The following is a 13299-nucleotide window of genomic DNA, read 5'->3' as shown; positions in this document are numbered from 1 at the left end:
GCTATGCGCGTGGCAAGCAAGGCGTGATCGACGCGGTGCGCGAAGGTTTTGTCTTTCCCGACGACAACGCCCATGGCCGGGGCGAAAACCCGCAATGGGTCTACACCGTGGTGTTTGCTGCGGGCGAATTGTGGGGCGAGGGCGCGGACCCGTTGCTCGAAGTCAGCATCGATGCCTGGGAGAGCTATCTTGAACCGGCATGAAGCGCCCCTTCCGGCTATCATCGACGAGCAGGTGTTTTCCGAGCCGTGGCAGGCCGAGGCGTTTGCCATGGTGGTGGCGCTGCATGAGCGCGGCCTGTTCACCTGGGCGGAATGGGCCGAGCGGCTTTCGGCCGAGGTGAAAAAGCCCGATGCTGCGAGCGACGGGAGCGACTATTACGAACGCTGGCTTGCCGCATTGGAGCGGCTGTTGGCTGAAAAGGGCTTTGCAGGCCGCGACGAGGTCGACACGGTTGCCGCTGCCTGGGAGCGCGCCGCGCACGCGACGCCACATGGCAAGCCGATTGTGTTGGAGAACGATCCGGAGTGGAATTAGGCGCCCGTAATAGGCTTTCCGCGCCGGTGCCGTAGACCCCTGAAGGTTTTAATGACGACAAGACCGCGTGTGTTCGGTGACGATTATAGCGTCTATGTCCGCGCCGTCCGGCTGGCGCTTGCGGAAAAAGGCATAGCCTACGACCTCGTGCCGGTCGATGTCTTCGCCAGTGAAGGTGTACCGCCTGCCTATCTGGAAAGGCAGCCATTCGGCCGTATACCCGCCTTCGAATATGATGGCTTCAGCCTTTACGAGACCAGCGCGATAACAAGATATATCGACGAGGCGTTTGATGGTCCCAGACTCCAGCCTTCTGATCCTCGCGAACGGGCGCGTGCCAACCAGATCATCAGCATTGCTGATAGCTATGCCTATCCCGCTCTGGTTTGGGGCATCTATGTGGAACGTGTGTCTAAGCCCTCAAAGGGCGGCAGCGCCGACGAAGCGGCCATTTCTGCAGCCCTTCCAAAAGCCGAAACATGCCTCAAGGCGATCTCCGATCTCATGGGAAGCGGTACCTGGCTTGTTGGCGATAATCTGTCGCTGGCCGACCTCCATGCCGCGCCGATGTTTAACTATTTTCTTTTGACACCAGAGGGGCGTGACATGATGCAGCGTCACGCCAATCTTGCGTCGTGGTGGGCGCGTATGGCGACCAGGCCAAGCATGCTGGCGACGAAGCCGAGTTAGCGCCCAGAGCAGGTTTCCCTTACGACCTTCCCAAGATTGCCTAGAGTTGCCGCCACATCCTGTGCAGGACGTGGGTTTTCTGGCCGAGTTTGAAATCGGCAAAGCTTTTGATCAAACGAAAGCCTTCGCGTTCCCAAAAGGCGCGAGCGCGTGGGTTTTCGTCCAACACCGCAATCAGAAGCCGACTGGCGTTCCCTGTCCGCGCGAGGCCTTTCAGGTGTTCCAGGAAAACGCGGCCCAAGCCCATTCCTCGGCAGTTCTTGTCAGTCAGCAGCAGTCCGATATAGGCGTCGTCAACCTCGGGATAGCCGAAAGCCAGATCGGCAATCGCAATGAGCCGATCATCGGGCAGGAACAGGCCCAGCTTCTGCGATATAGAGGCATCGGCGCCGGGCGGGCAATCCGCGAAGAACTCCGCAACGGTCGAGTCGTCCGGCACCGTCCCTGTTTCCAGTGCCACAAAGTCAGCCGCTCGATTGTACAGGTCGCGGACAGCCACGGTGTCGTCCCCCTGAACCAGCTGGCGGATCTGCGGAATCTCAACATCAGACGGCACACGACATTCCTTTGTCAGTCTTTATTGGCACGCAGACGATACGGCGGAGCCTGCACACTCAATCACGAAGTTGGGCAAGGTGGCAGTTGGAAAGCTTCTGTTAACCCAAATCCCTTGCCCTTCTAGGGCGAATCCTGTCAGTCAAACCCATGGAATTCTCACCTCAGCAGGACGATGCGCTGCAGGCCGTGGCGCGCTGGCTCAAATCCGGAAAGCCGCAGCTTTTCCGCCTGTTCGGCTATGCCGGCACCGGCAAGACGACCTTGGCGCGCTATTTCGCCGAGCATGTCGACGGGCAGGTGCAGTTCGCCGCCTTCACCGGCAAGGCAGCCCAGGTGCTTCGTTCGAAGGGCGCGACCAACGCGCGCACCATCCATTCGCTGATCTATCGGCCGAAGGGCGAAGAGGCGATAGCCGACGAGACGACCGGCAAGACATCGATGTCGCCGACGTTTTCGCTCAACCGCCAGAGCCCGATCTCCAAGGCCAAGCTCGTGGTCATTGATGAGTGCTCGATGGTCGATGAGCAGCTTGGCCGCGATCTTTTGACCTTCGGCACGCCGGTTTTGGTGCTGGGCGACCCGGCACAGCTGCCGCCGATTTCGGGCGGCGGGTTCTTCACTGAACACGAGCCCGACTTCCTGTTGACCGAAATCCATCGCCAGGCGCGCGACAACCCGATCCTGAGGCTTGCGCTCGACGTGCGCGAGGGCCGCGAGTTCATGCGCGGCGACTATGGCACTGCCCAGGTGATCGGCAAGGAAGACGTCAACCAGGATCTGGTGCTCGACGCTGACCAGGTGCTTGTCGGCACCAACCGGACGCGCAAGCGCTACAATCAGCGGCTGCGCGAGCTCAAGGGCTTTACGGCAGGCTATCCGCAGGCCGGCGACAAGCTGGTGTGCCTGCGCAACGATCCGGCCAAGGGCCTGCTCAACGGTTCGTTGTGGAAGGTGATGACCTCGTCTCGCGAGACAGTGAAACCGGGCATCAATCTTCTGGTCGCGCCGGAAGAGGACGATCCAGACCGCGGCGTCGCCAAGATCAAGCTGTTGAAGCAGGTGTTCGAGAGCCCGGACGAGGAAATCCCCTGGGGCACCAAGAAGCGCTACGACGATTTCGACTATGGCTACGCGCTGACGGTGCACAAGGCACAGGGCTCGCAGTGGAACAATGTCGTGTTGTTCGACGAAAGCTATGCCTTCAAGGAGACCCGTCAGCGCTGGCTCTATACGGCGATTACGCGTGCTGCTGAGCGCCTGACCATCGTGCGCTGAGAGTTTCAGGTGAGGCCGGCCTGCAAACGGTGGCTTCCTGCGCTTCCGATACTCGCGTACTCGAATGTACGCTCCGTTTCGGCTCTCGAAATCCGCCGTTTTCGGCTCGGCCTGACCTGAATCTGAGCTGGTATCCTCGCCGTCAGGCAACAATCTCGAACAAGACCGCTGTCGCGTCGTCTGAAACCTTGAAGCGGGGGAATTGTTCGCCATCGGGGTCTTCGACATGCTCGATGTGCCGCAGCTCCTGCAGCAGTGGCGCCAGACCGGTGTCGACCGCCGCGCGGACGAATTCAGCAATGCCATAGCGGCCATACTGGTCGACAAGGGCGGCAAAGCCGTCGGAGCACAGCAGGCCCCTGGCGGGCAGGGCGGCGGAAAGCTGCTCGGTGACGAGATGATCTGCGGCTTCAGGCTCGGTTCCCAGCGTCCAGACAGAACCGCCGGGGCGGTTATAGGCGGCGCGGCGCCTGCGCAGCTCTTCGCGTACGACAGGGGCGTCGGCGAGCGCCTGGTGCGTGGCGAAGCCGCCCGACAGTGCGATTGCCGTGCGGGCGCCGTCGCGCTCGTAAGCATGCGCACTTTTGATGGCGCTGGTTTCGAGCGCCGTGCCTTCGGCATCGACCAAAAACAGCCGGCAGTCGCCCAAGCCATGCGTCACCAGTGTTTCGCCTTCGATGCGAACCATCTGAAAGCTTGCGACCGGCATGTTCCACGGTTCGATCGGCAAGAAGTTGGCGGCCTCATGCACGACGTTGAAAGCGCGCTGGTTGAGTTCGCGCACGATATCGGCAACCGGGCGGCCGTTGCGGACGAGCTCTTCGAAGGTGCTTTGGGCAAAACGGGCGAGCCAGGCGGCGTCCGAACCGTGCAGGCCAACGATGCTGTTGCCGCCGAGGCCGGTGGCGCCGTCGATGACGAAGGCGCAAGTGGCGTTGCCACCGGCACTGTCCTCATTCGGGCGCGCAGCGGAACCGGGGGCGGTGATCGAATCGACGATGCGAATATTGGGCATGATTGCTGCTGTCTGGCGTGCGCCGGTGACCGGAGTGTGACCGCTGGCTATTCAACCGGGCTCGCCCCAAGCCATTCCCATGCCTTTGCCTCGTCGGCATCAGTGAAATGTCTGGTTTCGATCGAGGTCAGCGGCGCGATGAGGCCGATCGCCGGCCCCATCCAGACAGGTCCGCCCACCAGCGCATAGCGCTTGATATGATGCAGTGCCTTCATCTTGCCTTTGAAGGTCAAGGGATTGAACAGGGCCGACCAGTCGAAGCCGTCATAGCCGCTGGCGCGCAGCAGAACGTCGAACTTGTCGTGGCCTTCATAGGCGGCGTCGAGCAGGCCATAGGCATTTTCGATGTCGGCCTGGGTGAAATGCCCGACGATCTCGAAAGCAAAGACATCGCTGTTGTCGGTGTCGATGCGGCGGAAAGGCGGTGGTGTTTCCATGGATTTCATCCTGCGTCCTCGGCGATCTGGGGTGCGTTCGTCCGCATCCCCTCTGGAACACATAAAAGCGCTCTCTGTTCCCACCCAAGCCGTGATAGGTGCGTTGGTCTCGTTGTTACTGTGAGTTGCCTATGCCCGCCAAGCTTTCCGTGAACGTCAATGCCATAGCCATGCTGCGCAATCGGCGCGACCTGCCATGGCCGAGCGTGACCGGGTTGGGCCGCATAGCGCTCGCCGCCGGCGCGCATGGGCTGACGGTGCATCCGCGGCCCGACCAGCGCCACATCCGCTTTTCCGACCTGCCGGAGATCAGGGCGCTGATCGACGACGAATTTCCCAAGGCCGAATTCAACATCGAGGGTTATCCGAGCGAAGACTTTCTCCAACTGGTCGAAAAGCATCAGCCAGAGCAAGTGACGCTGGTGCCAGACGATCCGTCGCAGGCAACCTCCGACCATGGCTGGGATTTCGTTGCGCAGGCGAGCCTGCTCAAGCCTGTGGTGGCGCGGCTGAAGAAGGGCGGCTTCCGCGTTTCGCTGTTTGCCGATGCCGATCCGGCTGGCGTTAGTGCCGCGCGCGACACCGGCGCGGACAGAATCGAGCTGTTCACGGGGCCTTACGGCGCTTGCATCGATGATTCGTCAAAGGCTGCCAAGGAACTGGAATTGCTCGGGCAAACCGCAGAGGCAGCGCTTGCTGCTGGCCTTGCGGTCAATGCCGGACATGATCTTGTCGTCGACAATCTGCCCCAGCTGATTAGGCGTATTCCCGGTTTGGCTGAAGTTTCGATCGGCCATGGCCTTACGGCCGATGCATTGGAACATGGCATGGCCGGCACAATTAAGCGCTATCTCAAGGCGTGCGGGTGGTAATATCCTCGCAAACCATGCATCGCCTGCACGGGCAGAACATTAGCTGCCGCAAAACAGCTGTTGCTTTTGCGACACGGCAAGCGTAGAGCCCCGCGGCTTCACGGAGAGTCGTTTATKACCGGTGCCGGCGCTGACAAAGCGGGAAAAAGCGGGCAGGCGGTCCAGACGGACGGTCACTCGCAAGATATGAGACTGCTTGTGATCGGCGCGCTTGGCGTCGTCTTCGGCGATATCGGCACGAGCCCGATCTACGCGTTTCGCGAGGCGCTGGTGGCGTCGGCGGGCGGGCAGATCGCTTCGCGCGAGGATATCCTCGGTGTGCTGTCGCTCATCATCTGGGCGCTGACGATCATCGTCACCATCAAATATGTCATGTTTGTGCTCAGGGCCCATAACCGCGGCGAGGGCGGAACGCTTTCGCTGATGGCGCTGGCGCGGCGGACATTGCCCAAACGCTCGGGCATCATCCTCGCACTTGGCATGGTCGGCGCTTCGCTGTTTTATGGCGATGCGGTGATCACCCCGGCGATCTCGGTGCTATCGGCGGTCGAGGGCATGAATGTCGTCACGCCGGCTTTCCAGCCCTATGTCGTGCCGCTCACCTTGGTTATCCTGGCGATCCTGTTTTCGGTGCAGCGCTTCGGCACCGGCAGCGTGGCGATCGTGTTTGGTCCGGTCACGCTGATCTGGTTCATCGCCATTGGTTATTCCGGCGTTGTGCACATCATCGAGGATCCCGAAATCCTCTGGGCAGTGAACCCGATCTACATCGTGCGGTTCCTTGCCAACCAGCCGGAAGTGTCGTTCGTGACGATCGGCGCCATCTTCCTGGCCGTGACTGGCGCTGAGGCGCTTTACGCTGATCTCGGCCATTTCGGCCGCCGGCCGATCGTATTGGCCTGGCTCTGCATCGTCTTTCCGTGCCTGCTGCTCAATTATGTCGGCCAGGGCGCGTTCGTGCTCAGCCATGGTGGCAATGTCGGCCATCCCTTCTTCGAAATGAACGAAGGCTGGATGCTGGTGCCGATGGTGGTGCTGGCAACCGCAGCCACTGTCATTGCCAGCCAGGCGGTGATCACGGGTGCTTATTCGCTGACGCGCCAGGCGGTGCAGCTCAACATGCTGCCACGGTTGGTGATCCAGCATACGTCGGAAACCACGCTGGGCCAGATCTACATGCCACGCGTCAACATGCTGCTGGCGCTGGTGGTCATGCTCCTGGTCGTTGGTTTCGGTGAATCGAGCAAGCTGGCCTCGGCCTATGGCATCTCGGTCACCGGCAACATGCTGGTGACGACGCTGCTGCTTTCGGTGGTGATGCTGCGTGTCTGGCGCTGGCGGGTTGCCGCCGTTGTCGTGGCGATCACGGTTTTTGGCCTGATCGATCTCGGCTTCTTTGCTTCCAATATCGTCAAGGTGTTCGAGGGTGGCTGGGCGTCTCTGGCGGTTGCCTTTACCATCGTCACCATCATGTGGACCTGGGTGCGCGGCAGCCGTTATCTGTTCGACAAGACCCGCAAAAACGAGATTCCGCTTAACTTCCTGGCCGAGAGCCTGATGAAGAAAAAGCCGCATCTGGTACCCGGCACGGCAGTGTTCCTGACCAGCGATCCCGACAGTGCGCCGACCGCCTTGATGCACAGTCTCAAGCACTACAAGGTGCTGCATGAGCAGAACGTCATCCTGTCGGTGGTGACCGCACAGCAGCCGGTGGTGCCAGACAGCGAGCGCGTGAAGATGGAGCAGGTCAACGAGCTGTTCATGCGGGTGAAGCTGAAGTTTGGCTACATGGAGCAACCGAACATCCCCAAGGCGCTGGCCATCTGCCGCAAGCAGGGCTGGAAATTCGACATCATGACGACGTCGTTCTTCCTGTCGCGGCGCTCGCTGAAGGCATCGCCCAATTCTGGCATGCCGGTTTGGCAGGACAGGCTGTTCATCGGCCTGGCGCGCACGGCTGCGGATGCGACAGAGTATTTCCAGATCCCGACCGGACGGGTTGTCGAAGTCGGCACCCAGGTTTCGATCTGAAGGCTGCCTGCGACTACGTGAAGCATTGCCAACACGCCACCTATGTTCCCTGCCGGTCCATTCGCGCGGGCAGGTCTGAACGAGGCAGTCTGGATTGGTCGGGCGGAACCATGCCGCCAGGATCCCTACCTGATCAGGCAACTGCGTAGCCTCGTGCCAGAAATTTTCCCTGACGTCTTGCGGAGCGCCTTTGATTGCGGCATAAGCCGAACCGTAACGTACGGTACGGTATTTTTGGAGCGCACCGGCGTCACGCGGCAGGCTGGGAACGATGTTGCAGACAACCACCGAGATGATGGAAGGCGAGGGGCCGACGGCACGTCAGCAAGACGTGCTCGATGCGGTGCTGCGCCTACTCGTCGAGGAGGGCGACCGCCTGACAATGACGGCTGTCGCGCGGCGCGCCAGCTGCTCCAAGGAGACGCTGTACAAATGGTTCGGCGACCGTGACGGCTTGCTGACCGCGACCGTGCAGTGGCAGGCGTCGAAAGTTCGCGTGCCGCCCGTCGACCGCAAGGGGCTGGATCTCGTCTCGCTGACCGCAAGCCTGGAGCGCTTCGCCTCGGACTGGCTTAGGGTGATCTCGAGCGACACCTCGATCGCGCTCAACCGCGTTGCGGTCGTGCATGCTGGTTCGGACAAGCGCGATCTTGGCGCCATCGTACTCGAGCGTGGCCGATTCGCTCTGGGCCGGCGCCTGAAGCCGGTGCTGGAAGCTGGCAGCGAGGCTGGACTTCTTGAATTCGACGACGCCGAAACGGCGTTCCGAACCTTTTTCGGGCTGGTTGCCCGGGACGTGCAGATTCGTCTGCTGCTCGGTGACCGGCTGGAATTGACTGATGCGGAGATCGACGGCGACGCCGCGCGCGCAACGCAGCAGTTTCTTGCTCTTCATGGAGCGAAAACCGGGCCGAAGGCCCTTTGATTATAACCGGGAAGGAACCCCCAATGCGTGTCTATTACGATCGTGATGCCGATCTCAATCTGATCAAGGGCAAGAAAGTCGCCATCATCGGCTATGGTAGCCAGGGCCGCGCGCATGCGCTGAACCTCAAGGATTCGGGCGCCAAGGAACTCGTCGTTGGCCTCAAGGCTGGTTCGGCGACCGCCAAGAAGGTCGAGGCCGACGGCCTCAAGGTCATGACCGTGGCTGAAGCCGCCAAATGGGCCGACCTGATGATGATGGCAACGCCTGACGAGCTGCAGGCCGACATCTATCGCGACGAGATCGCTCCTCACATCCGCGATGGTGCCGCGATCGCGTTTGCCCATGGCCTCAACGTGCATTTCGGCCTGATCGAGCCGAAGAAGACCGTCGACGTGATCATGATCGCGCCGAAAGGCCCGGGCCACACCGTGCGCGGCGAATACCAGAAGGGCGGCGGCGTGCCGTGTCTGGTCGCCGTTCACCAGGACGCTTCGGGCAACGCGCTCGACCTCGGCCTTTCCTACGCCTGCGGCGTTGGCGGCGGCCGTTCGGGCATCATCGAGACCAACTTCAAGGAAGAGTGCGAAACCGATCTGTTCGGTGAGCAGGTCGTGCTTTGCGGCGGCCTGGTCGAGCTGATCCGCGCCGGTTTCGAAACGCTGGTCGAAGGCGGCTATGCCCCTGAGATGGCTTATTTCGAGTGCCTGCACGAAGTGAAGCTGATCGTCGACCTGATCTATGAAGGCGGCATCGCCAACATGAACTACTCGATCTCGAACACCGCCGAGTGGGGCGAATACGTCTCGGGTCCGCGCATCATTACCGCCGAGACCAAGGCCGAGATGAAGCGCGTGCTCAAGGACATCCAGACCGGCAAGTTCACCTCCGACTGGATGCAGGAATACCGTTCGGGCGCTGCCCGCTTCAAGGGCATCCGCCGCATGAACGACAGCCACCAGATCGAGGAAGTCGGCGCCAAGCTGCGCGCGATGATGCCTTGGATCGCCAAGAACCAGCTGGTTGACAAGGCCAAGAACTAAGATCCGTTCACAATTCGACCCTGCCGGCCATCGGGTTCGGCGGGGCGGATTGGCCTTGGGCTTCCAAGGGGCTCGACGGCGGATGAATCAAAAAAGCCGGCGGAGCGATCCGCCGGCTTTTTTCATTGAATTGGTCTCGTCAGCCGTAGTGCCAGGCCGGTTTGGGCTCGGTACCTTCGAATTGCACACCGATGCGGTCGCCTCGGCGCCAGCGGACAATCGAGCGGTAGCCTACGCCGTCGACCGGCACGTAGAGCAAGAAACGCTCAGGGATGCGTGCGTCGGCGCTGACGCGCAGCTCCGCGCCGCTCTGGTGCATGTTACGGATCGTGCAGGTGATTTCCGAATTGCTGACGCCCGTGATGATCGATGCGCCTTTGAGCACGCGATTGCGGTGCTCGCGCTGTTTGTTTGTACTCGTGTCGTCAGTCATGGAGCGGCCCACAGCTTGCCGGTGCTTCAGCAACGCCGCTGTAGCCATTATGCAGACAATGTAAACATCGAGTTGCCCGGCATCTCCTTTGGCGCCGCGCGAAACGGTGTCTCAGCCATATGGCGACCAGCATTGCCGGCGCGGACCATGGTTGGGCTGGAAGGTGTTGTTGTAGACCGAATACGAACGGTAGCGGTTGTAGCACCAGTGAATGTGGGCGCTCGATAGCCGGACCGCATAATGCGGCCGGACATAACGGGGCTGCACGTAGATTGGGTCATAGTTGTAGGGGCCGTAGTAGTCATAGGGACCATAGGCGTAGAGCGGGGCCGCTAGACCCAGCCCCAGACCCAAGGCGAAGGCGCCGCCACCCCAGCCGCCATAACAGCAACCGCCATGCCAGCCACCGCCATGCCAGCCGCCACCATGCCAACCACCGCCGTGCCAGCCGCCGCCACCATGCCAGCCACCACCACCATTCCAGCCGCCGCCGCGAGGCATGAACATAGCGCCGCCGCCGCCGTGCCAGCCACCATCGCGGACAAGTTGCACCATGCCGTCAAAACTGCCATCCGCAGGGAGCACAGCGTTTTGGGGCTGAAGTGCATCCGGCGTTCCGCCGGGTGCATTTGGAATGTTGAAATGTGGTGCCGAAATGGGACCGGCGAATGCCGGCAACGATGTGCCGGCCAGCGCGCCGAGGACAAATAGTCCCGAGCGCGCAACTGCTGAGAAGATATACGTCATTGCGATCTCCACGGGAAACGGCGTCCGTGCAGACCCGGAGCGGCTGCACCACGGCGCTCATGTAAACGCGTGGCGAGTGCAGACGTTCCAGCTGTTTCGCCCGCTGCCGCGGGCGATATCGCGCAAAGTCAGGGTTCAGCGATAGGGCGACCAGCACTGCTGGCGCGGGCCGTTGTAAGGCTGGAACGTATTGTCCCAGGCGCGGTACGAACGGTAGCGATTGTAGCACCACCGTGCATGTGGCGACGAGACGCCTGAGCGATAGACGCGGCGGGGTTCGTAATAGCGCGGCTGGTAGTATCGCGGTTCGTAGTAGCGGTAGGCCGGGACGCCAAAATTGAAATAGATGCCGCTGCCGCCGAAATAATTCGGGCGGTAGGGCCGGTAGTGTCGCCGCCAGTTGTCATCGCGCCCGCGCCATCCGTCGCCGCGCCAGCCCTCTCCGCGCCATCCGTCGCGGCGATCATAGCGCCGACAGTCGCCATTGCCGCAAAACTGGACGGGCGTCACTTCAGTGGATACTTGCGGAGCAGCCATCTGGCCGAAGCTCGCCGGTCCGGCGGAGGCTGCCAAGGGCATGCCCGCCACAAGGCCGAGGGCAAACAGCCCTACGCGCGCGAGCGATGAGAGTTCGCATTTCATTGTCGTCTCCTGATGTCCTATTCCCTAAGGCCCCAGCCCACAGTTTCGATGGAGGTGGTGCAGTTAAAGCCCTTCAGCCTGAACGTGTAATGAACGGACTGTGCCTGTTCCGGCAGGGCTTGTATTTGGCCTGACATGAAGGCAATGCTCGCGGCCATGTCGCTGCGCCTTGCCACCTTCAATGTCGAGAACCTGATGAACAGGTTCGATTATTCGGGCTACCGCAACCAGCTCAACGAGGACCGAACACTGGCCTTGTTTGAGATCAACAGCGAGGCGGAATATCGCCTGCTCGAGCAGGCGCGGGCTATCGCGCATGCCGACGACAACCGCCAGCTGACAGCCTTGGCGATCGCCGAAACCCGGGCCGACATCATCTGCCTGCAGGAAGTCGACAACATCGAGGCGCTGAAGGCTTTCGAATATGGCTATCTGTTCAAGATGGTGGGGCAGGGCTACCAGCACAAATACACAACCTCCGGCAACGACTCGCGCGGCATCGATGTCGCGGTGATGATGCGGACCGAGACCGCTGACGGCGAGTCGATCGAGTTCGTGCGCATGACCAGTCACGCGCATGTCACCTTCGAGGAATTCGGGCTGCATACGCCGGAGCTTGCCGAACTGGGGCAGGAGCCGTTCGAGCGCGTCTTCCGCCGCGACTGCCTGGAGATCGACGTCAAGATCGGCGGCAAGCCGCTGACCATCTATTCGGTGCACTTCAAATCGATGGGGTCGCCGCGAAACGGGCTGAATGGACGCGACGCCACGATGCCGATCCGCGTCGCCGAAGCCAAGGCCGTGCGGCGGATTATCGAGGACCGCTTCGGCAAGGATCATGCGGCCGAAAAGCGCTGGGTGATCGGCGGCGACATGAACGACTATCGTCAGCGCCTGGTGATCGGCGGCGACACCTATCAGGGCTATGATTTCACCATCGCCAACGAGAGCAGGTCAAGCCTGGACGTACTGCTTGGCGACGGCTTTGCCGAAAACATCGTCGAGCGGCGACCGGAAATGGAGCGCTGGACGCTCTATCATACGCGTGGACCGCAGGAGCGGCATCTGTGCCAGCTCGATTACATCCTGCTGTCGCCAGCATTGGCGCGCGCCAACGCCCAGGCCATGCCCGACATTATCCGTCGCGGCCAGCCCTGGCGAACGATCTTTCCGCCCGGGCAGGAGGTGGACCGATATCCGCGCGCCGGCKGGGACAGGCCAAAGGCCTCCGACCACTRCCCGGTGGCCATCACCCTCGATATCACCTGAGAGAGCTCGCTTGGCCTTCGACATTCCGCGCAACCAGATCCTGCCTGTCGACGTGGTCGACGTGCGTCTCGACCCCGAGCCGCATCCGTTCGAGCGCGACAATGCCGCTGCAATCGTAGCCAACTGGGCGGCCGAGAACGAGCTGAGACCGTCATTGTATGACGGCACGGTCGTGCTGTTGTCGGAGCTTGCCTATCGCGACAACCGGCTGACCGGACGCTGCCATGCGATCCGTTTCTCGACCTTCATGCTGTGGCGGAAGCTGAAGCCGGTTACCAGCGCCGAGCACGCTTTCGCGCATGCCATGCTGATTTCGAGCGACAACGCGCTGGTGGCAATCCGCATGGGCGCGCATACGGCCAATGCTGGCAAGGTCTATTTCGCCGCTGGCTCATTTGAGCCGGAGGATTTTTCCGACGGGCAGGTCGACCTCGACTACAACATGGCGCGCGAGGTGCGCGAGGAAACCGGCCTCGACCTTGGCCACGCCAGTCGCGAGGAACGCTGCTATGCGCTTTCTGCCGAAGGTGGAACGGTGATCGTGCGCTGCTATCGCATGGCCGAGACGGCCGACGAATTGGCTACTCGGATCTCCGAGTTTGTTGCCGCCGAGACCGATCCCGAGATTGAAGGACCAGTCATCATCCGCGGCATGCACGATCTGCCGGAAGGGCTGATGCCGCATATGAGCTCGCTGGCGGAATGGCATTTTTCAAAGAGCTGAAGACGCTGTCTTTGTGTGGCTGACAAGCCTGCATGGAGGCCCTTGCTGCCGGAATGCCGTGGCGTCACTATTTGACGCACTTCATTGCGGCACTTCGGGGG

The 13299-nt window shown here is 61.4% G+C and carries 16 protein-coding genes; 10 read left to right on the top strand and 6 right to left on the bottom strand.

Annotated features, from left to right (window positions below; translation table 11 throughout):
• The 3 genes from AC1DUU_RS10030 to AC1DUU_RS10020 form a co-directional block, all read left to right on the top strand.
• The coding region (locus AC1DUU_RS10030; RefSeq protein ID WP_476783275.1) for an SH3-like domain-containing protein at positions 1-203 on the top strand (203 nt) is incomplete at its 5' end.
• Positions 172-537, top strand: coding sequence for a nitrile hydratase accessory protein (locus AC1DUU_RS10025; protein ID WP_476783274.1), 366 nt, complete (start codon positions 172-174; stop codon positions 535-537). The genes AC1DUU_RS10030 and AC1DUU_RS10025, both read left to right, overlap by 32 nt.
• Positions 538-588: 51 nt before the next feature.
• Complete coding sequence (locus AC1DUU_RS10020) at positions 589-1227, top strand: glutathione S-transferase family protein (protein ID WP_476783273.1); 639 nt, start codon at positions 589-591, stop codon at positions 1225-1227.
• 40 nt (positions 1228-1267) lie between these two features.
• Here AC1DUU_RS10020 and AC1DUU_RS10015 read toward each other — a convergent pair whose 3' ends face one another.
• Entirely contained in the window at positions 1268-1726 is a 459-nt protein-coding gene (locus AC1DUU_RS10015; protein WP_476783272.1) for a GNAT family N-acetyltransferase, read from the bottom strand.
• 206 nt (positions 1727-1932) lie between these two features.
• On the opposite strand from AC1DUU_RS10015, the gene AC1DUU_RS10010 reads away from it, so the two are divergent.
• Entirely contained in the window at positions 1933-3060 is a 1128-nt protein-coding gene (locus AC1DUU_RS10010) for an ATP-dependent DNA helicase (protein WP_476783271.1), read from the top strand.
• A 142-nt stretch (positions 3061-3202) separates the two neighbouring features.
• Here AC1DUU_RS10010 and AC1DUU_RS10005 read toward each other — a convergent pair whose 3' ends face one another.
• On the bottom strand, positions 3203-4075 hold the full coding sequence (locus tag AC1DUU_RS10005; protein ID WP_476783270.1) for a hypothetical protein: 873 nt from the start codon (positions 4073-4075) through the stop codon (positions 3203-3205).
• 47 nt (positions 4076-4122) lie between these two features.
• Positions 4123-4512 (bottom strand): SpoIIAA family protein, encoded by a 390-nt coding sequence (locus tag AC1DUU_RS10000; protein ID WP_476783269.1) that lies wholly within the window; start codon positions 4510-4512, stop codon positions 4123-4125.
• Positions 4513-4643: 131 nt separating this feature from the next.
• On the opposite strand from AC1DUU_RS10000, the gene AC1DUU_RS09995 reads away from it, so the two are divergent.
• The 4 genes from AC1DUU_RS09995 (at position 4644) to ilvC (ending at position 9383) form a co-directional block, all read left to right on the top strand.
• Positions 4644-5384 (top strand): pyridoxine 5'-phosphate synthase, encoded by a 741-nt coding sequence (locus AC1DUU_RS09995; protein WP_476783268.1) that lies wholly within the window; start codon positions 4644-4646, stop codon positions 5382-5384.
• Positions 5385-5570: 186 nt separating this feature from the next.
• Positions 5571-7415: a potassium transporter Kup gene (locus AC1DUU_RS09990; RefSeq protein WP_476783267.1), complete on the top strand. Its 1845-nt coding sequence runs from the start codon at positions 5571-5573 to the stop codon at positions 7413-7415.
• 292 nt (positions 7416-7707) lie between these two features.
• A complete protein-coding gene (locus AC1DUU_RS09985; RefSeq protein ID WP_476783266.1) occupies positions 7708-8340 on the top strand; it encodes a TetR/AcrR family transcriptional regulator in 633 nt (210 codons plus the stop codon).
• Between the two features lie 23 nt (positions 8341-8363).
• Positions 8364-9383, top strand: coding sequence for a ketol-acid reductoisomerase (ilvC, locus tag AC1DUU_RS09980; protein ID WP_476783265.1), 1020 nt, complete (start codon positions 8364-8366; stop codon positions 9381-9383).
• Positions 9384-9522: 139 nt separating this feature from the next.
• Here the strand turns inward: ilvC and AC1DUU_RS09975 are convergent, their stop codons facing one another.
• The 3 genes from AC1DUU_RS09975 to AC1DUU_RS09965 form a co-directional block, all read right to left on the bottom strand.
• Positions 9523-9816: a PilZ domain-containing protein gene (locus AC1DUU_RS09975; RefSeq protein ID WP_476783264.1), complete on the bottom strand. Its 294-nt coding sequence runs from the start codon at positions 9814-9816 to the stop codon at positions 9523-9525.
• A 111-nt stretch (positions 9817-9927) separates the two neighbouring features.
• Positions 9928-10563 (bottom strand): BA14K family protein, encoded by a 636-nt coding sequence (locus AC1DUU_RS09970; protein ID WP_476783263.1) that lies wholly within the window; start codon positions 10561-10563, stop codon positions 9928-9930.
• A 135-nt stretch (positions 10564-10698) separates the two neighbouring features.
• Positions 10699-11205: a BA14K family protein gene (locus AC1DUU_RS09965; protein ID WP_476783262.1), complete on the bottom strand. Its 507-nt coding sequence runs from the start codon at positions 11203-11205 to the stop codon at positions 10699-10701.
• A 156-nt stretch (positions 11206-11361) separates the two neighbouring features.
• Here AC1DUU_RS09965 and AC1DUU_RS09960 point away from each other — a divergent pair, with 156 nt between their 5' ends.
• Both AC1DUU_RS09960 and AC1DUU_RS09955 read left to right on the top strand, forming a co-directional pair.
• Positions 11362-12474 (top strand): endonuclease/exonuclease/phosphatase family protein, encoded by a 1113-nt coding sequence (locus AC1DUU_RS09960; protein ID WP_476783276.1) that lies wholly within the window; start codon positions 11362-11364, stop codon positions 12472-12474.
• Positions 12475-12484: 10 nt separating this feature from the next.
• Entirely contained in the window at positions 12485-13198 is a 714-nt protein-coding gene (locus AC1DUU_RS09955) for a hypothetical protein (RefSeq protein WP_476783261.1), read from the top strand.
• Positions 13199-13299: the final 101 nt, after the last annotated feature.

It is taken from the genome of Aminobacter sp. P4_H6_2 (assembly GCF_056400805.1).
Note: the sequence above shows the minus strand (reverse complement) of the source record. Positions and strands in the feature narration are given on the sequence as shown.